Here is a 17,968-nt window from a genome sequence, read left to right as displayed (position 1 = left end):
CATCAGTCCGCGTGTACGCCGTGATGGCACGGTAGCACTGCCGCGCGCTTCCCAGGAACCGCCGCCAGCGTCTGGCGGATGCCTTGCGCATATGGCGTCTTGTGGATTGGCCCGATCAGCTGCTGCAGCGCCGAGTCGTCCATGATCAGCGGCTCGGTCATCAGGTAGTGCATCTCCACCATCTCGCGCATGAAGGGGTTGAACAGGCCGATGAGCCGCAGCATCGTCTTGCCCGCCACGCGCAACCTCAGCTTCGTGCCGGTCTGGCGCTCCATTTCCGCGACCAGGTCGCGCTGGGTCGTCGTACCGGCACCCCCGAGGTGCCAGATCTTGCCGAAAGCGGCGGGTGTATCGGCAAGCCGTGCGACCACCGGGCCGACATCCGGCACGAACACGAACTCGTGCGGGCGGTCGATCGGGCCGATCATGTCGGCTGTGCCGCCATGCACCGCTGCCTGTGCGGCGCGATGCAGCAGGCTGGCCTCCACGCCGGGGCCGTAGAAATCCGGCAGGCGCAACACGGTCGCGCGGATGCGGCCGTCGGCATGGGCCTGCATCAGCAGGTCCTCCTGGGCCTTGCGCATGCGGCCTTTAAAAGTGTGCGGTTCGCGGGGATGGCTTTCGCGTACCGGGTTGGACCTCGCCCGTCCGTAGGGATACACGGTACCAATCAGGATCAACTGTCTGACGCCGGCGGCCACCGCTCCATCGAGAGTCTGGCGCATCAGCTTCGGGTGCAAGTCGAACTGCCAGTAGTCCACGCCGACCATGTAGATCAGCGTGTCCACACCCTCCGCTGCGGCGCGCACCGAGGCCGGCGAATCCGGATTCCAGGTAACGATTTCGGCCAATGGGTCGGCGCCGAAGGCTTCGCGCAGGCTGGCGTCATTGCGGCCGACGACGCGGTAGGCGCGGCCTTGGCTGCGCAGAGCCGAGGCGATGCTTTGGCCAATGACGCCGGCGGCGCCGAACAATGCGATCCTGGACATGGTGGATTCCTTTGGGTTGGGCGAACGGGTTGCGAATCACTGCAGTGTGCGCATGGACAGGGGAAAAGAAAATTGCCTAGAATCCGCTAGCAGCTAAACAAATTTGCATACCATGGCCGACAGCGAACCGAATTGGGAGTGGTACCGCAGCTTTCTCCAGGTGATGGAGACTGGCTCGCTATCCGCGGCGGGGCGGGCGTTGGGCCTGACGCAACCGACCGTAGGGCGGCACATTGACAACCTCGAGGCGGCTCTGGCGCTGACGCTCTTTACCCGATCCTTTGATGGCTTCGCGCCCACGGACGCCGCACTGGAACTGAGGCCCTATGCCGCCGGCATCGCTGCCACGGCGGCCGCCCTGCGCCGGGCCGCGAGTGGCCACGGAGCCGGCGTGCGAGGCACGGTCCGAGTGACGGCCAGCGAAGTCATCGGCGTCGAAGTGCTGCCGCCGGTCCTGGCCGCGCTGCATGGCGAGCATCCGGAACTGGTGATCGAGCTGGTGTTGTCGAACCGGGCCGACGATCTGCTGCATCGCGAGGCGGACATTGCGGTACGCATGTTCCAGCCGGTGCAGCAGGCACTGGTGGCCAAGCGCGTCGGCAGGATCGAGCTCGGCCTGCACGCCCATAAGCGTTACCTTGCGGCCCGGGGCGTTCCCAGGTCGATGGAGGCATTGTCCGCCCACGCGCTGATCGGCTTCGATCACGAGAACGCCTATATTCGCCGGTTCCAGGAAAAGGTCCCTCAGTTTTCGCGGGACCGCTTCGCTTTCCGGGCCGACAGCGACCTGGCTCAATTGGCGGCTATCCGCGCCGGCCTGGGCATCGGTGTGTGCCAGTCGGCGCTGGCCGCGCGGGACAGCCAGCTGGTGCGGGTCCTCCACCGCCAGTTCTCGCTGACGATGGACACCTGGATTGCCATGCATGAAGACCTGCGGGCAAGCGCGCGCTGCGCCGTGACCTTCGCGGCACTGGCGGCAGGATTGTCCGCTTATAGCAAGAGCGCGTAGCTCCCCCGGGTCTGTTTTGGATACTAGTGGCGGCTGGCGACGGCGGCGTTGATTAGCGCTGCCTCGGCGCGGGCGTCGGGAACTCCGATCACCAAGCGGGCCAAGTCATTTCGTTCCAGCTCGATCACGATGGTCTGCAAGTTGCGCGACGTGTAGACGAACTGCTTGTCGCCGTCCTTGATAAAGGTGCCGGCGGCGATCAGGCCCGGGAAGTAGGTGCCTGGAAGGCGCAGGCCTAGCGCTCTGCCATCGAAGCCATTGTCTTCGGTAGCGCCGCGAACCTGCGCCAGCGGCACACGAAAGCCGCGGCGCAGCGACCAGATCGATTCCCACGGTGTCAAGCGGACAACAAGTTCGCGGTCGGTTAATTCAAGTCGAGGCATCGCTACTCCTTGTTGGGATCGAGAGGGGGCAGGTGACCGAGCAAACGAGCGCCGAGCAGCTCGGCAGCATCTTGTCCATAAGCGTGCAGGGCGTCCCGGCAACGGGCAGCGATCGGCAGATCGGCCGGTGCGAGTTCGCGCAGGGCGGTGATGAGGAGATCGAGTGCGGCCGGGTCCCGGTACCATTCGCCGACAAGAACCCGGTCCAGCACCTTTTCGAAGAGGCCGCGCTTGGAACCGAATGCCTTGTACAGGCTGCCTCGTTGCAACGCCGTGGCCTCCACCAGGTCGTCCACCGAGCAGGCGTTGTAGCCAATACGGCCGAAAACCTCCGCCGCGCAGGCGATAACAACGTCTTCGTCGAACGTCCTTGGTCGACCCATGCAACACCATTGACCTGTTATGGAACGATTGTTCAATAACGCCAGTGTGGGGGTTTTTGAACGACCAGTCAACAACGCTCCGAGTGAATGCTATCGTCGCGAGTGCTGAGATGCTCGTTGAAGGTCAGGTTATGGCAGAACCATTGTCTCAAGGATGCCAAGTGGATGGCTTCGCGGTCTGCCCGCGGGAGCCGGAGATCAGATACGACATTTCGCGGCCCGCAGCCAGCATCAGTTCGGCGTATTCGCTCAGCTTGTCGCGCGTCAGGCGGCTGATCGGGCCAGAGATGCAAAGCGAGCCTGCCAGCGTCCAGTTGATGCCAAACACGGGAACTGCAATGCTGGAAACTTCTGGCTCGCGCTCCCCCATGGAGATGAAATAGCCGTCTTTGCGGATCGTTTCGTAGGGCTCGCCCATTTCACCGGCAAAGGCCCGCAAAACACGGCCGGGGGCGCCAATCAACGGCAGCCTTTCACCTACGCGCACGTGGTGTCGCACCGCGCCGGGCCCTTCCACACGCACCAGGCAGGCCCGCGTGTCGCCCTCCCTGACGTAAAACGCGGCACTCTCTCGAGTCTCGTACGAGATGCGTCGCAACACCGGTTCGACCGTTTCGCTGACGCGAAATGCGGCCTGATAGCGTGCGCCGAGCCATCCCGCCGCAGCGCCGAGTCGCCATTGGCCATCGTCCCTTTGCACCAGATATTCGGATTGAGCGAGCGTCCTCGCGGTGCGCAAGACGGTTGATTTGCCCATGCCGACGCGACGACTGAGTTCAGCGAGCGTGAGCGCGGAGTCGTCCGCCGAAAACGCTTCCAGGATCTGCAATGCCCGCGTCACTGCGATGATCGTGTCTTTATCGCCACTTTCCTTGGCGTCTTCCAAACCGGGCGACGTGTTCCGTTTCATGGCATGCGTTCCGTACGAGACAACGCGATTGTACACCTCGCAACGACTCCCTATAGTTAGCGGCATAGAACAAGGCTAATTACGGAGACAACCTTGAAACGGACTACCCGCCTTCTGGCCGCCTGCGCCATTTTCGGCCTACTGCCGCTGTCCGCAGTGGCCGAGACCTACCCCACCAAACCTATTCGCCTGATTGTGCCGTTCCCGCCGGGCGGAGCGCCGGATGCTTTCTCGCGCGCCATCGGGAATCAGATGAGCCGCGACCTTAAGTGGACGGTGGTCATCGAAAACAAGCCCGGCGCCGGGGGCAATCTGGGCATTGAAGCCGCTGCGAAGGCGGCGCCAGACGGTTATACGCTGGTGTTCGGCCAGACCAGCAACCTGGCCATCAATCCCTCGCTGTACAAGAAACTCCCGTACGACCCGGCCAAGGACCTGGCGCCGATCGGGCTGATCGCCTCCGCGCCACTGGCGCTCGTGGTGGCGGACAACTCCCCATACCGCAACCTCGGCGAAGTGCTGGCAGCAGCCAGGGCAAAGCCGGGCACCGTCACCTTTGGCACGCCAGGCAACGGCACCGTGGCTCATCTCGCCATGGAACTGTTGCAAAAGCAGGCCGGCGTGAAGCTGCAGCATATCCCTTACAAGGGCGCGTCGCAGGCGCTGACTGACGTGCTGAGCGGGCAGGTTGCCATCTATATTGGTTCCGTGCCGACCGTCATGGGGCAGATCAAGAACGGCAAGCTGCGCGGCCTGGCGGTGACCTCGACCCAACGCTCCGCCCAGCTTCCGTCGACGCCTACCGTCACGGAGGCCGGTGTGAAGCAGTTTGAAGCCGATACCTGGTTCGGCCTGCTCGCGCCCGCCGGCACGCCTGCGCCGATCCTGGAAAAGCTCAATGCCGAACTGAACCGCGCCCTGAAGACGCCTGACGTCAAAAACAAGATCGAAGCCGAAGGCGGTCGTGTCCTCGGCGGCAGCAGCACGGAATTCGCATCGTTGATGCAGAAAGACCTGGCCCGCTGGCGCGTGGTGGTCAAGGACTCCGGCGCCACCATCGACTGAGCGCCGACGCGCTCCCGTCACCAAGCACTTCCCAACCATTTCGCATCACTGCAGAACCTCCCGCCGTGGGTAACCAGGCGGGCGGCGGGATGCATTCGCACTTTTTCAGGAGCAACCATGTCCGCGCAACCGACCCTCCCTGATGTCATCCGTGATTTTGAACGAGTACCGGCCGAGATCGTCCGGCAGGCCTCGGAGTTCGCTTCATCCATTTTTGCTGACGTGGCCGGACGCCGCGGCGGCATGCACGGCCGCATTGCGCCGCTCAGCCCCACCAGCCGCTTCTGTGGCACCGCGCTGACGGTGGAAGTGCGACCGGGTGACAACCTGATGATCCATGCGGCCATGGCGCTGGCCCGCCCGGGCGACGTCATCGTGGTCGATGGCAAAGGCGACCAGAACAGCGCGCTGATGGGCATCATCATGGTCCAGCAGTGCATCGCGCTGGGCGTGACCGCCGTCGTGCTCGATGCCGCGTCGCGGGACGCCGATGAAATCCGGGATACGGGCTTCCCGATGTATTCCGTTGGCACCAACCCCAATGGCCCGACCAAGTTCGTGCCGGGCCGGGTCAACCACCCGATCCAATGCGGTGGCGTCAGCGTATGCCCGGGCGACCTGGTGATCGGGGACGGCGACGGGGTCGTGGTCATCGAACGCGATAAGGCGGCTTCGCTGATCGCCGCCGCGGCCGAGAAAGTAGCCGGCGAGCGCAAGCGCATCGACGGAATCAAATCGGGCAAGGCTTTGCGCCCGGCCTGGCTGGATGACGCGCTGCGCGCAGCGGGCGTGCTGAAGGCGGGGGAGGCACTGTGAGCGCCGCCAGCAAGCCTGTCATTGTGGTGACTGCGGCAAATCTCGCCCCGCAAGCCGTCGCCTTGCTATCCGATTACGAACTGATCTATGCCGGCAAGGCCGCCAGCGAAGAGGAAACGGCCGAGCTGTGTCGCCGCCATGCGCCTGTGGCGATCATCGTGCGCACCAGCAAGGTGGGTGCGATGGCGCTCGACGCGGCGCCGTCCATCCGCGTGTTGTCCAAGCACGGCAGCGGCATCGACAACATCGACCAGCAAGCTGCGCAGGCGCGTGGCGTGAAGGTGGTGGCGGCCGCCGGTGCCAATGCTGCGGCCGTGGCGGAGCATGCCATGGCGCTGTTGCTTGCCTGTGCGAAATCCGTGGTGCAGCTGGACCAGCGCACGCGCACGGGGCATTGGGACAAGGCGACGCACCAGAGCCTTGAATTGAAGGGGCGTACGCTGGGCCTCATCGGCCTGGGTGCGATCGGCCGCCGCTTTGCCCGCATGGCAACCGCCATGGACATGAACGTGCTGGGTTACGACCCCTTCGCTACAGAGGTACCCGGCGATATCCGTGCGGTCAGCCTGGACACGATCTGGCGTGAATCGGATGTCGTGTCGTTCCATTGCCCGCTCACCGCCGACAACCAGGGCTTGCTGGATGCCGAGGCATTGTCGGCCTGCAAGGACGGTGTCATCGTGGTCAATACCGCGCGTGGCGGCCTGATCGACGAGGCGGCACTGCTTGCGGCGGTGGAGAGCGGCAAGGTTGCAGCAGCCGGCCTGGATTCGCTGGCACAGGAGCCTCCTGCTCCGGACCATCCGTTCTTCCGTCATCAGAAGTTCGTGCTGAGCCCCCATATCGGCGGCGTGACCAGCGACGCCTACGTCAACATGGGCGTAGCGGCCGCGAAGAACGCGCTCGCGGTGCTCGGCGGGCGACGCTAAGGAGCGGGGCATGGCGTCAACTCAACTTCGCTGGAAGCGGCAGCCCGAAGGCAGTCATTGGGGCGAATTCGGCCCGGATGACCAACGCGGCCGGATGAACCTGGTCGACCGCGCCAAGGTGCTGCAGGGTGTGGCGGAAGTTCGCGAGGGCGTCACGTTCTGCCTGTCGCTGCCGCTGGACTACCCGGGCGGGCAAACGATGAACGTTCGCCGCCAGCCCCCGCGCCGCTTTGCCGTGCTGCGTGACGGCAAGAGCGCCGGGCAGCAAGGCTTCTGCTGGTCGTATCAGTCGGAAGACCCCGACCTGACCGATGTCGTCAACGACGACGTGGTGTTGATGAGCCTGCAGTACTCGACGCAATGGGACAGTCTTGCGCATGTTGGCAGCCATTTCGACGCGGATGGCGATGGCAAGGAAGAGCCGGTGTTCTATAACGGCTACCGGGGCGGCGAGGATGTCATCGCGGGCACTGAGATGCAGGCCACTGAACCGTGGGCGCGCTACGAGAATCCCGAAGCCCGCGCGCTCAGCATTGCGGTGCTGGCCGAGCATGGGGCGCAAGGACGAGGCGTCATGATCGACCTCGAGCACCACATCGGCCGCAAGCGCAACGCCGTCGGTTATGACGCGCTGATGCGCATACTCGAGGCCGACAAGATAGCGGTCGAACCGGGCGACATGGTGTGCCTGCATACCGGCTTTGCGGACACGCTGCTGTCGATGAACAGGATGCCCGACCTGCGCGTGCTGCATGAAACCGGGACCGGGCTGGACGGCCACGACAAGAAGCTGCTCAACTGGATCACCGACGTGCGGCTTGCCTGCCTGCTGGCAGACAACCCGGCCGTGGAGCTTGTCGTGCCCAAGCCGTTGACGCCATCGCCGATCCGTGGGCCCCGGCTGCCGCTGCACGAGCATTGCCTGTTCAAGAACGGCATTCATCTTGGCGAACTGTGGCACCTGACGCCGTTGGCGCGGTGGCTGCGGGCACATCGGCGCAGCCGCTTCCTGTTGACCGCACCGCCGCTGCGCCTGCCCGGCGCGGTCGGATCCCCGGCAACTCCCATCGCTACCGTTTGATTTTTTATCACATAAGAATCTGGAGTCGAGACATGTTCAAGCCCATCACTGCCCGGCTGCTTTCGCTCGCATTGCTTGGCCTCGGCATTTCGCCGAACGCGTCCCACGCCGCACCCGCAGCCTATCCGGACCGGCCCATCCGGCTGGTTGTGCCCTATCCCGCGGGCGGTGCCGCCGACACGGTTGCGCGTACTCTTGCCGCGCCGCTTGGCGCCAAGCTGGGCCAGACCATCGTGGTCGACAACCGTCCCGGTGCAAGCGGCGTGATTGGCGCGGGCGCGGTGGCAAAGGCCGCGCCCGATGGTTACACGCTGCTGCTCGATGCCACCGCGCATTCGGTCAATCCAAGCTTGCAGGCGCGCTTGCCATACGACACCGTTAAGGACTTCGCCCCCATCTCGCTGGTGGTGCTGGTGCCGAACCTGCTAGTGGTGCCGCCCGATTCTCCATTCAAGTCACCGAAGGACATTGTTAATGCCGCCAAGGCGAAGCCGGGCAAGCTGACCTATGCTTCAGCGGGACCGGGCACGGCACAGCACCTGGCGGCGGAGTTGTTCGGGCAGCAGTCGGGACTGAATCTGCTGCACGTTCCCTATAAGGGCGGCGCGCCGGCACTAAGCGACCTGATGGGTGGCCAGGTCGACATGATGTTCAGCAATATGGCGGCGTCATACCCGTTAGTCGCGGGCAAGAAGCTCAAGGTGCTGGCCACGACAGGCACGAAGCGGTCTGCCGCGTTGCCGGACACGCCCACGATTGCCGAATCCGGCTTGCCGGGCTATCAGGTCTACGAATGGAATGGGCTCTTTGCCCCGGCCGGTACGCCACAGGCGATTGTCGACCGGCTCAGCGCGCTGACGCGCGAAGTGCTCAACTCCCCGGAGGTTTCTCAGCGGCTCGCCGCCATCGGCGCCGAACCGGCCGGCTCGCGGCCCGAGGACTTCCGCAAGTTCGTCGAGGGCGAGACCGCGAAATGGGCCAAGGTCATCAAGCAGGGCAGCATCCGGGCCGAATAACGATTGGTCTGATGTCACGCGACCGAGAGCATCGACCGGGCCTTGGAGGCCGCTGGCCCCATCGATGTACTGAAGCCTTACGCGCCTGTCGCTCATGAAGTGTTCGCGGGATTCAGCCAGCTCTGCGCCGTGACGACTGCAACGGATGTCGCCGAAGGCGTCTGGGATGCCGCCAACGACACCTCTGATCGGCTGCACTTCCCGGCGGGTGCCGACGCCGTTGCACTGGCCCTGGCTGTGTGACGGCGAGCGTCGCCGCGACTCGCCTGGTGCGGCGGGCGGTCAATGTGGACGAAAGTAAGCGTCTCCGGCAAGGCACTTGCCCCACCGCGCGGCGCAAACTTGTCCCCTTGAAATTTGGCTGCCCAATTACTATTTTATTTTCGCTCAGGCAGTCGCGACCATTGCGCGCTGCGTGTTTCTGTTTGTTTGCCAGCAGCCTGGCAAGTGGATGGGAGCGCGTATGCCCCTTCGCTTCCTTGCTGCTTCGAAGGAGGTTACGACCATGAGCGATCCTTTCTTTGGAACCGACCTCTTCAGCGAACTCGACCGCATGCAAAGGCAGATGGCGAGTTTGTTCGGCGGCTTCCCATCCAGCATCCGCTCCGGCCGCTTCGGGGCATTTCCCCCGGTCAATATCGGTGCCACGGACGATTCCATCGAGATTGTCGCGTTCGCACCCGGGCTCAAGCCAGACCAGTTCGAGGTGTCGATCGACAAGGGCTTGCTGACCGTCAGCGGCGAGCGCGAAGCGGCGCCGGCTGCGGACGATCCCGAGGTCCGGCTGTATGCGCAAGAGCGATTCAGCGGCACGTTCCGTCGTGTGGTCGAATTGCCGCAGAGCGCCGACCCCGACAAGGTCCAGGCGCGCTATGCCAACGGCTGCCTGTCTATCAGTGTTGGCAAGCGCGAAGCCTCGAAGCCGAAGGCTGTCACGGTCCAGTAACGCGAGGAGAAAGCCATGAACGACACTACCCAAATGGTTGAGCGCAACCAGAACGCGGTGGCAAAGAATCAGGACGAGAGGTCGTCGCCGACGATGACGCTGCTCCCCGCGGTTGACATTGTCGAGGATGCCAGTGGCGTCACCCTTTGGGCCGACCTTCCGGGCGTGACGAAGGACAAGCTCGAGGTGAATGTCCACGACGGCAACCTCCATATCGAGGCGCAAGCGGTCGTGCCAACCCCTTCCGGATTGCGGATCCAGCACGCGGAAATTCGCCGGCCGCACTTCGCACGCGCTTTTTCGCTGAGTGCCGACCTTGACGCGTCGAAGATCGAGGCGAACTTGCAGGACGGCGTGCTCAAACTGACAATCCCGCGTCGCGACGAAGCGCGTCCACGCCGCATCCCAGTCAACGTGGCGTGAGTTGCAGTCTCCGCCGGGAACCGGTGGCGTCCCCAAGGGCGCCGCCGCGGTCCCGGCTGAGATTGGCTGGAGATGGACATCATGAGCAAGATCATCGGGATTGACCTTGGCACCACGAATTCGTGTGTGGCGCTGATGGAAGGCAACCAAGTCAAAGTGATTGAGAATTCCGAAGGCTCGCGCACCACCCCTTCGATCGTTGCCTATCTGAACGACGGCGAAATCCTCGTCGGCGCACCCGCCAAGCGGCAGGCCGTCACGAATCCAAAGAACACGCTGTTTGCGGTGAAGCGGTTGATCGGCCGCCGCTACGAGGAAAAGGAAGTGCAGAAGGACATCGGCCTGATGCCTTTCACGATCTTGAAGGCCGACAACGGCGACGCATGGGTCGAAGTGCAAGGCCAGAAGCTTGCCCCGCCGCAGGTTTCGGCTGAGGTGCTGCGCAAGATGAAGAAGACCGCCGAAGACTATCTCGGCGAACCCGTTACCGATGCCGTCATCACGGTGCCTGCGTACTTCAACGACAGCCAGCGTCAGGCGACGAAGGATGCTGGCCGCATCGCCGGGCTGGAAGTCAAGCGCATCATCAACGAGCCGACCGCGGCGGCGCTGGCGTTCGGGCTGGACAAGAAGGAAAGCCGCGACCGCAAGATCGCCGTGTTTGACCTCGGCGGCGGCACCTTCGACATTTCCATCATCGAGATCGCTGACGTGCAGGGCGAGAAGCAGTTCGAAGTGCTTTCGACGAACGGTGATACGTTCCTCGGCGGCGAAGACTTCGACCAGCGCATCATCGACCACCTCATCGGCGAGTTCAGGAAAGACCAAGGGGTCGACCTGTCGAAGGACGTACTGGCGCTGCAACGCCTGAAGGAGGCCGCGGAGAAGGCCAAGATCGAACTCTCGTCGAGCCAGCAGACGGAAATCAGTCTGCCGTACATCACGGCCGACGTCAGCGGGCCGCGGCATATGAACCTGAAGCTCACACGTGCCAAGCTCGAAGCGCTGGTCGAAGACCTGATCGAGCGCACGATGGAGCCGTGCCGCATCGCAATCCAGGATGCCGGTATCGCTGTCGAAAAGATCGACGACGTGATTCTGGTGGGCGGCATGACCCGCATGCCCAGAGTGCAGGAGAAGGTCAGGGCATTCTTCGGGCGCGAGCCGCGCAAGGATGTCAACCCCGACGAGGCGGTGGCAGTGGGGGCGGCAATCCAGGGCGCGGTACTAACGGGTGAGCGCAAGGATGTGTTGTTGCTCGACGTTACCCCCCTGTCGCTTGGGATCGAGACCCTGGGCGGCGTCATGAGCAAGATGATCGCCAAGAATACCACCATCCCGACCAGGTTCTCTGAGGTCTTCTCGACGGCCGAAGACAATCAGGCGGCGGTAACCATCAAGGTGTACCAAGGCGAACGCGAGATCGTTACGGGCAACAAGATGCTGGGCGAATTCAATCTGGAGGGCATTGCACCGGCGCCGCGGGGCATGCCGCAGATCGAGGTGACGTTTGACATCGACGCCAATGGCATTCTGCACGTGTCGGCGAAGGACAAGGCCACCGGCAAGGAGAACCGGATCACCATCAAGGCCAACTCGGGCCTGTCTGAAGGCGAGATCCAACGCATGGTGCGTGACGCCGAGGCTCATGCCGACGAAGACCATCGACAGCGGGAGTTGGTCGATGCGCGCAACCACGGTGACGCGCTGGCACACAGCTCGCGCAAGGCGTTAGCCGAATACGGAGAGAAGCTGGAGGCGGGCGAGAAGGAGAAGATCGAATCCGCAATCAAGGACCTTGAGGCGGCACTGAAGACCTCCGACAAGGCCGAGATCGAGGCCAGAGCGCAGGCCCTGGCCACGGCCTCGGCAAAACTCGGTGAAAAGGTCTATGCCGACATCCAGGCTCAGCCGGACACTGGCTCGGCTCGCGCCGCCAACGCGAAAGAGGCGAGCGCCGAGAAGAAGGGCGAGGACGTGGAGGATGTCGAGTTCAAGGAAGCGGGCGCCAAGCAGTAAATTTGCCGGCGTCGGTCAAACTTGATGCCTTCAAAAAACGGTTGTTTTCATACGTTTGCGCCGGTTCTGCGACGCAGCGGGAATGGTGGAAGGCGGGTTCCTGACCATATGGTGGCGTGGCCGGTGGCTGGGCCGCTGTGGTGGCAGCACTGGGACACGTCTGACGTAAATCGACCGCGTGGGGTTGGCACGCGCCGCAATACAGCGATCCCACGCGGTTGACGTTTCTGATGATCAGTTCTTCGCGTCGCTGGCCTGATCTAGCCGCGCTAGTGAAGCAAGCAGGCCATAACGAAATTGTGAGAAACCCGTGAGTGGATCGCCGCGTTAAATGACTTACGGCCACCTTGTCAACGCAGGACTCCGTTGTGTCTTGCCTCTGAAATCAGGAAAAGCGGAAGTTCTACGGTAAATCCGTTTTGCAGTACCCCTCTCACTGGACCGCAATGGGGTTCCCGTCTTGGTTGCAGTCCCGGTCACTATTTCAATTCGCATTGCATGCAGACTCCCGCTGGCATTCCCGGCGACGTCAAGGTATGCGAATTCCGCAGGCTGACAGGCAGAGAGGTCGTCGAAACGAGGGAAAAACCGTAACGCGAAAAGAAGCCGGGGCTTTTTGCGGTGGCGAGGACCGCGCGTTCGCAGCCCTCTGCACGCGCGCGCACCAGAACGGCAGATACCAGGTGTTTGGCAATTCCGCGAGCCCGATATGGGGGCAGCACCGCGACTGAACAGACGACTATCACTTGCGCGTGCCGCTCCGCTCCGGCACAGGCGACAACGCGCCCATCCATTAACGCAATGTGGAACGAATACTGCGGCAACAATGTGTTTTGCATTAATCCGCATTCGTCTAGCACCGCAGTAATGGCAGGCAGGTCCGCAACGGTGGCGGATCGAATCTGTAACGATCTAATCATTGCTGCACCAGCGCCCTCAAAGCGCCTTTATTCATGAGGCAGTTACTTAAGAGACAGCTCCACCATACCGTCACGCGGTTCATTTGCATACGTGTCCGAAATTCCGGACGGGTAGATCTAGGGGTAAATCCTTATAAAGCAGAAATGGATGTGCGGATCTGTGCGATGGATCTCGGACTCAGAGGTGGCGTCCTGGCCCCATCACGCAAAAAACATCCTCCAAGAGGCGCGGCGTATGACAGGGGCTGTCATAAAGTGAGGAAAAGGCCTGCTCAACCCTGTAAGCGGGACCGAATGCCCGCGTCTCGCCTTCGGCGGCTGGCGTCAACTGATTCAATGGAGAACTGCGCGAGCTGACCGTCGAGCCGTACAGCACACTGCTGGACGCGCCGCGCTACGACGCCGGCCTGACCGGCACCTGCGACGTGGGGGAGTGTGGATCTTGCATGATCCTTGTGGATGGCAAGCCGATGAACAGTTGCCTGATACGGGCGCCCGAAGCCCACGACCGCAGGATCACCACGGTCGAAGGCATTCACCCAAGCGCCAGCACCGTCCACCCGATCCAGGAACAATTCATGGCACAGTGCGGCTTCTGCACGCCGGGTGTCGTAGTGGCCCGCCAAGGCGCTGCCGCCGCCGAGACGCCGGACGCCTTCAGAATTTGTGGCGCACGCCCACGCCGAAGGTATCGCCGTGCTCGATGCCGGTGATCTTGTCGTAGTAGTAGGCGGCGTACACGTCGGTGCGCTTGGACAGGTTGTAGTCGTAGGCGACGGCAAAGGTATTGCGCTTGAAGTCCCCCAGCGAGTTGTCGACCTTGCCGTAGGCATACGAAGCCAGCAGGTTGCCGGCGCCGATGGGCACCGACGCGCCGAACTGGCCGTCGATGTGCTTGATGTCGCCGGACGGCGCGGTGGTGGCGCGGGTCTTGATGTACTGGCCCTGCGCGAACAGCTTGACCAACTTGAAGTCATAGGACAGGCCGATCTGCGCGGCGTCCTGGCGCGACAGGCCGATGTCCGACATGTCGGTCGGCACGCTGTTGAAGCGCACCTGCTGGTAGGCCACGGTCGCGGCGAACGGGCCGTTGAAGTACAGGACGTTGCCGCCGAACTTCTGCTTGCCCGCGGCGCCCGGCTGCTCGCCGAAGCCGTAGATGAAGTTGGCGGTCAGGCCGCCGAAGTTTGGCGTGCTGTACACCACGGAGTTGTTCCAGCCCGAGTCGCCGATGATGCCGGGATCGGCGACGGCGCCGCTGACCGCGCCGAAGTAGGTGTGGAAGATCGCCGGCGAGAACACGTACGAGTCGACCAGCGGGTTGAACAGGATGGTCGAAATGAAGTACGGCGTGGTGTTGCGGCCCAGCCTGATGGTGCCGGCCTTGTCGTTCTGCAGGCCGACATAGGCGCTGCGGCTGAACATCGAGTCGCCGTTGAAGCGGCCGCTGTTGCCGCTGTCGGTACGGAAGAAGCCGTTCAGGTCGAAGATGGCCTTGGTGCCGCCGCCCAGGTCCTCGGTACCCTTGATGCCCCAGTAGGACGTCTGCATACCGCCTGAGTTGGCGACCCAGGCGCGCTCGCCCACGCCGGGGCTCTTGACGCCACCGACGAACATGTCAGCCTGGCCGTACAGCGTGACGCTGGACTGGGCCATGGCCGTGCCGGAAAAAAGGATAGCCGCTACCGCAGCCAGCTTGAGCGCCGGCTTGTACTGCTTCTGCATTGTTAGACCTCCGTGGTTTTGATCCTGCTTGGAACGTTGTGTAGTGGCCCCTGACGGGTTCTTGCAATGTCTTTGTGCTTTTATTCGTGCCGCCTGGCGTGGGCTCGGTGTGGTGTTGCATTGGGGGCCGGCGGCATCGCGGTACAGCGTTTTTGTTATACAGGTGACGCTTTTTTTCTCAGGCGGCTACCCCCCGAGTACCCGCGCCTTCAGCAACGCAACGGCTTCACGTGCCTGCGCGCCCAGCTCGGCCAGGTCCACACCCGGCAGCGCATCGTCCTCGGCGATCACGCGACCGCCTACCAACAGCGCTCGCAGCGCTGGCCGGCCACCGCTGGCCACCGGCGCAATCGCCGGATCATGTAGTCCGAAGTAGCGCGGATCGTCGAGTCGGTAGACCGCGAGATCAGCAGCCTGCCCCGGCGCGATGGTGCCGACGCCCTCCAGCCCGAGAACTGCCGCGCCGCCGGCGCTGCCCCAGCGCACCACGTCCTCCACGCGCGCGGCACCGGCACCGCCTTCGCCCTGACCGCCCTCGGCCTGCGAGCGCGCCAGTTCACCGCGCCTGGCACGCTGCATCAGCCATGCGGCATGGGCTTCGGAAATCATGTCCGCCGCCTCGTTGGAGGCTGCGCCGTCAACACCGATGGACACCGGCACGCCAGCTGCCTCCAGTGCCGGAATGTCGGCGATGCCGCTACCGAGCCGTCCATTGCTCTGCGGGCAGTGCGCGATGCCTGTCCCGGTTTCGCCCAGCATCCGGATCTCCGCCGGGGCGAGCTTGACGAGATGGGCGAACCAGACATCTGGCCCGAGCCACTCATGCTCGCCACAGAACGCGACTGGCATCGTGCCGTGCAGGGCGCTGGCGGCGTTCTGGTATTCCACCGTTTCAGACAGGTGGCTGTGCAGCCGGATGCCAAGGCGGCGTGCGGTGCGCGCGCAGGTACGCAGCTCCTCCGGTGACATCGAATACAGCGGCGTCGTGGGCGCCATGGCCACACGGCGCATCGCTCCGGGCCCGGACTGGTGATACCGGGCGGCCAGCCGCTCGCAGTCGGCCAGGTAGGCATCGAGCGTTTCCGGGCGCAACGCCTGCGGCAAGGCACTCTCCAGCCCGCGCGTGTGCGTCGCGCCGCCGCGGCAGAGCACGAAACGCAGCCCCAATGCATCGGCTTCCTCGAACAGGATCGCCGAGCCGTCGAACGGCATGCCCGGGTGGTACAGGTAGTTGTGGTCCGCCACCGTACCGCAGCCACTGCGCGCTAGTTCGACCAGGCCGATGCGGGCGGCCAGACGGAAGGTATGTTCGTCGAACGCCGCGCGGAACCGGTAGGGCGTGGCGCCCAGCCACGGCGTCAGCGTCAGGTTCAGCCCTTGCGGCTCGCCCTTGAGCAACGACTGGAACAGATGGTGGTGCGTGTTGATCCACGCGGGATAAACGACGCAGTCCGTTGCATCGATGATGCGTTCACCGGCCAGGGGCCGCAGATGGCCGATTGCGTCGATCCTCTTGTCCACGATGCGCAGATCGGGTCCGGGACTGCGCTCGGGCCGGCCCGGGCTACCGTCCTGCCCTGTGAGTATGGCGGCAGCGTTGCGGATCAGCAGGGAAGTACGTTGTTCAGAAGGAGTCGTCATGCCAGTTCGCTTTCATGCCAGTGGGACAGCGCAAGCCGCGACAGTGCAACCATGGCCACAAACAGGGCGATCCCCGTTACTGTGATCAGGAACAGCGCGGCAAACAGCCGGGGAATGTTGAGTGCGAAGCCCGCCTGCAGGATCTGGTACGCCAGCCCGGCACCGGTGCCGCCCGTGCCGGCCACGAACTCTGCCACCACCGCACCGATCAGCGACAGACCGCAAGAGATGCGCAGTCCGCCAAAGAAGTACGGCAGTGCACTGGGAATACGCAGACGCACCAGGGTGTCCCAACGGCTCGCGCGGTTAATGCGAAACAGGTTGGCGAGCCCCGGGTTGACGCTGCGCAAGCCGAGCACAGTGTTCGAGATGATCGGAAACACCGCCACCAGCGTCGCGCAGACGACAAGCGCCAGCGTCGGCTCCTTGACCCAGATGATGATTAGCGGCGCGATCGCCACCACCGGGGTGACCTGCAGCAGGATGGCATAGGGAAACAGGCTCGCCTCGATCAACCGGCTCTGCACGAACAGGAATGCAGCGACCGTGCCGCATACCACGGCCAGCGCAAACGCCAGCAGCGTTATGCGCAGCGTCACCCACAGGGAGCCGAACAACAGGGACCAGTCTTCAGCCAGCGTCTTGCCGATGGCCACGGGCGACGGCACCAGGTAGGACGGCACGTTGAATGCCATGCAGACAGACTGCCAGGCGAACAGCAGCACGATTCCCACGGCCAGCGGCGCTGCCACGCGCTGTACGGCCGGGCGGGACAACAACGGAGGGTTCATGATGAGTTCTCCAGAAGTCAGTCGGCCGCCGGCGCACCGGTATTGGCCTGAGTCAGCAACGCCGACAGTTGCGCGCAGTACTGCATGAAGGCCGGCGACACGCGGAACGCATCGTCGCGCACGGCCGGGCCTTCGATCGGCACATCGGCAATGACCCGCCCCGGGCGAGCCGCCATGACGATCACGCGGCTCGACAGATAGACCGCTTCGTAGACGCTGTGCGTGACAAACACCACGGTCAACCCGCGCTCGGCCCACAGTGCGCGCAGGTCGGCATCGAGCTTGTTGCGCGTAAATTCATCCAGCGCGCCAAAGGGCTCATCCATCAGCAGGAGGTCGGGCTGCACGGCCAGGGCGCGCGCGATCGACACGCGCATCTGCATGCCGCCGGACAACTCGCGCGGGTACGCTGTGCCGAAGTGACCGAGGCCGACGAGTGCCAGGGCGCGCCGTACGCGCTCGTCGGCCTCCGCGCGCGGCATGCGGGCCAGATCGAGCGGCAGGCGCGCGTTGTCGGCCACGCTCGCCCATGGCATCAACGTTGCCTCCTGGAACACCATCGCGAGCGTGCGCCCTGGCGTGCCGATACCCGCGGCGAGCGCAGGACCGCCCCACCAACGCACATGGCCTGCCGATGGTTGCTCTAGTCCAGCAAACAGCTTGAGCAGCGTGCTCTTGCCGCAGCCGGACGGCCCGAGCAGCGAGACGAACTCGCCCGGCTGGATCGCCAGCCTGACCCGCTCGAGGGCCACGGTGCCGTTCGGATACGTCTTCTCGACCTGGTTGGCGAACAGCGCCGGGGCATCGGCGGCACGAACGCCATCCAGCGGAAGCGGGCTGCCACCCGCTTGCGGGACGGCTGCAGCGCGGGTGCTGCTACGAAAGACGAGCGACATGGCGGCCTCCCCGACAGAACACAAAT

Annotated in this window: 20 protein-coding genes; 11 read left to right on the top strand and 9 right to left on the bottom strand. The window is 63.9% G+C overall.

The window, feature by feature from the left end:
• Nucleotides 1-2: 2 nt before the first annotated feature.
• Nucleotides 3-989, bottom strand: coding sequence for an NAD-dependent epimerase/dehydratase family protein (locus CBM2588_RS17555; RefSeq protein ID WP_115681711.1), 987 nt, complete (start codon nt 987-989; stop codon nt 3-5).
• Between the two features lie 112 nt (nt 990-1,101).
• On the opposite strand from CBM2588_RS17555, the gene CBM2588_RS17550 reads away from it, so the two are divergent.
• Nucleotides 1,102-1,998, top strand: coding sequence for a LysR family transcriptional regulator (locus CBM2588_RS17550; RefSeq protein ID WP_115681710.1), 897 nt, complete (start codon nt 1,102-1,104; stop codon nt 1,996-1,998).
• 23 nt (nt 1,999-2,021) lie between these two features.
• Here the strand turns inward: CBM2588_RS17550 and CBM2588_RS17545 are convergent, their stop codons facing one another.
• From CBM2588_RS17545 to CBM2588_RS17535, 3 genes are all read right to left on the bottom strand, one after another.
• Entirely contained in the window at nt 2,022-2,381 is a 360-nt protein-coding gene (locus CBM2588_RS17545; RefSeq protein WP_115681709.1) for a hypothetical protein, read from the bottom strand.
• Between the two features lie 2 nt (nt 2,382-2,383).
• Complete coding sequence (locus CBM2588_RS17540; RefSeq protein ID WP_231942185.1) at nt 2,384-2,836, bottom strand: TetR/AcrR family transcriptional regulator; 453 nt, start codon at nt 2,834-2,836, stop codon at nt 2,384-2,386.
• Between the two features lie 76 nt (nt 2,837-2,912).
• Nucleotides 2,913-3,674 carry an IclR family transcriptional regulator gene (locus CBM2588_RS17535; protein ID WP_115681707.1) on the bottom strand — a complete coding sequence of 254 codons (762 nt, stop codon included), beginning with the start codon at nt 3,672-3,674 and terminating at the stop codon, nt 2,913-2,915.
• Nucleotides 3,675-3,767: 93 nt separating this feature from the next.
• On the opposite strand from CBM2588_RS17535, the gene CBM2588_RS17530 reads away from it, so the two are divergent.
• The 9 genes from CBM2588_RS17530 (at nt 3,768) to dnaK (ending at nt 11,969) form a co-directional block, all read left to right on the top strand.
• Entirely contained in the window at nt 3,768-4,739 is a 972-nt protein-coding gene (locus CBM2588_RS17530) for a Bug family tripartite tricarboxylate transporter substrate binding protein (protein ID WP_115681706.1), read from the top strand.
• Nucleotides 4,740-4,856: 117 nt separating this feature from the next.
• Entirely contained in the window at nt 4,857-5,555 is a 699-nt protein-coding gene (locus CBM2588_RS17525; RefSeq protein ID WP_115681705.1) for an RraA family protein, read from the top strand.
• A complete protein-coding gene (locus tag CBM2588_RS17520; RefSeq protein WP_115681704.1) occupies nt 5,552-6,484 on the top strand; it encodes an NAD(P)-dependent oxidoreductase in 933 nt (310 codons plus the stop codon). Before CBM2588_RS17525 ends, CBM2588_RS17520 begins: the two co-directional genes overlap by 4 nt.
• 10 nt (nt 6,485-6,494) lie before the next feature.
• Complete coding sequence (locus CBM2588_RS17515; RefSeq protein ID WP_115681703.1) at nt 6,495-7,565, top strand: cyclase family protein; 1,071 nt, start codon at nt 6,495-6,497, stop codon at nt 7,563-7,565.
• A 32-nt stretch (nt 7,566-7,597) separates the two neighbouring features.
• Nucleotides 7,598-8,581: a tripartite tricarboxylate transporter substrate binding protein gene (locus tag CBM2588_RS17510; protein WP_115681702.1), complete on the top strand. Its 984-nt coding sequence runs from the start codon at nt 7,598-7,600 to the stop codon at nt 8,579-8,581.
• 42 nt (nt 8,582-8,623) lie between these two features.
• The gene (locus CBM2588_RS17505) at nt 8,624-8,824 is read left to right on the top strand and encodes a hypothetical protein (RefSeq protein ID WP_306437248.1); all 201 of its coding nucleotides are present in this window, start codon (nt 8,624-8,626) and stop codon (nt 8,822-8,824) included.
• A 262-nt stretch (nt 8,825-9,086) separates the two neighbouring features.
• On the top strand, nt 9,087-9,527 hold the full coding sequence (locus CBM2588_RS17500; protein ID WP_115681701.1) for an Hsp20/alpha crystallin family protein: 441 nt from the start codon (nt 9,087-9,089) through the stop codon (nt 9,525-9,527).
• Nucleotides 9,528-9,542: 15 nt separating this feature from the next.
• Nucleotides 9,543-9,950 carry an Hsp20/alpha crystallin family protein gene (locus CBM2588_RS17495; protein WP_115681700.1) on the top strand — a complete coding sequence of 136 codons (408 nt, stop codon included), beginning with the start codon at nt 9,543-9,545 and terminating at the stop codon, nt 9,948-9,950.
• 81 nt (nt 9,951-10,031) lie between these two features.
• Nucleotides 10,032-11,969 carry a molecular chaperone DnaK gene (gene dnaK, locus CBM2588_RS17490; protein ID WP_115683637.1) on the top strand — a complete coding sequence of 646 codons (1,938 nt, stop codon included), beginning with the start codon at nt 10,032-10,034 and terminating at the stop codon, nt 11,967-11,969.
• 479 nt (nt 11,970-12,448) lie between these two features.
• Here the strand turns inward: dnaK and CBM2588_RS17485 are convergent, their stop codons facing one another.
• Nucleotides 12,449-12,808, bottom strand: a complete 360-nt coding sequence (locus CBM2588_RS17485; RefSeq protein ID WP_269462425.1) for a GNAT family N-acetyltransferase — start codon at nt 12,806-12,808, stop codon at nt 12,449-12,451.
• A 425-nt stretch (nt 12,809-13,233) separates the two neighbouring features.
• Here CBM2588_RS17485 and CBM2588_RS17480 point away from each other — a divergent pair, with 425 nt between their 5' ends.
• Nucleotides 13,234-13,602, top strand: a complete 369-nt coding sequence (locus CBM2588_RS17480; RefSeq protein WP_115681698.1) for a (2Fe-2S)-binding protein — start codon at nt 13,234-13,236, stop codon at nt 13,600-13,602.
• Here the strand turns inward: CBM2588_RS17480 and CBM2588_RS17475 are convergent.
• The 4 genes from CBM2588_RS17475 to CBM2588_RS17460 all read right to left on the bottom strand — a co-directional run bounded on the left by CBM2588_RS17475 (nt 13,547) and on the right by CBM2588_RS17460 (nt 17,942).
• Nucleotides 13,547-14,614 (bottom strand): porin, encoded by a 1,068-nt coding sequence (locus CBM2588_RS17475; RefSeq protein WP_115681697.1) that lies wholly within the window; start codon nt 14,612-14,614, stop codon nt 13,547-13,549. The genes CBM2588_RS17480 and CBM2588_RS17475 overlap by 56 nt on opposite strands.
• A 186-nt stretch (nt 14,615-14,800) precedes the next feature.
• Nucleotides 14,801-16,255 carry an amidohydrolase family protein gene (locus CBM2588_RS17470; RefSeq protein WP_115681696.1) on the bottom strand — a complete coding sequence of 485 codons (1,455 nt, stop codon included), beginning with the start codon at nt 16,253-16,255 and terminating at the stop codon, nt 14,801-14,803.
• Nucleotides 16,252-17,046, bottom strand: a complete 795-nt coding sequence (locus CBM2588_RS17465) for an ABC transporter permease (protein WP_115681695.1) — start codon at nt 17,044-17,046, stop codon at nt 16,252-16,254. The genes CBM2588_RS17470 and CBM2588_RS17465 overlap by 4 nt, the downstream gene beginning before the upstream one ends.
• 17 nt (nt 17,047-17,063) lie before the next feature.
• Complete coding sequence (locus tag CBM2588_RS17460) at nt 17,064-17,942, bottom strand: ABC transporter ATP-binding protein (protein WP_115681694.1); 879 nt, start codon at nt 17,940-17,942, stop codon at nt 17,064-17,066.
• Nucleotides 17,943-17,968 lie beyond the last annotated feature (26 nt).

Origin of the sequence: Cupriavidus taiwanensis, from assembly GCF_900250075.1 — a bacterium.
In the GTDB taxonomy this organism is placed as follows: Bacteria; Pseudomonadota; Gammaproteobacteria; order Burkholderiales; family Burkholderiaceae; genus Cupriavidus; species Cupriavidus taiwanensis_C.
The sequence above is the reverse complement of the archived record's forward strand: the minus strand, read 5'-3'. Positions and strand labels throughout refer to the sequence as shown.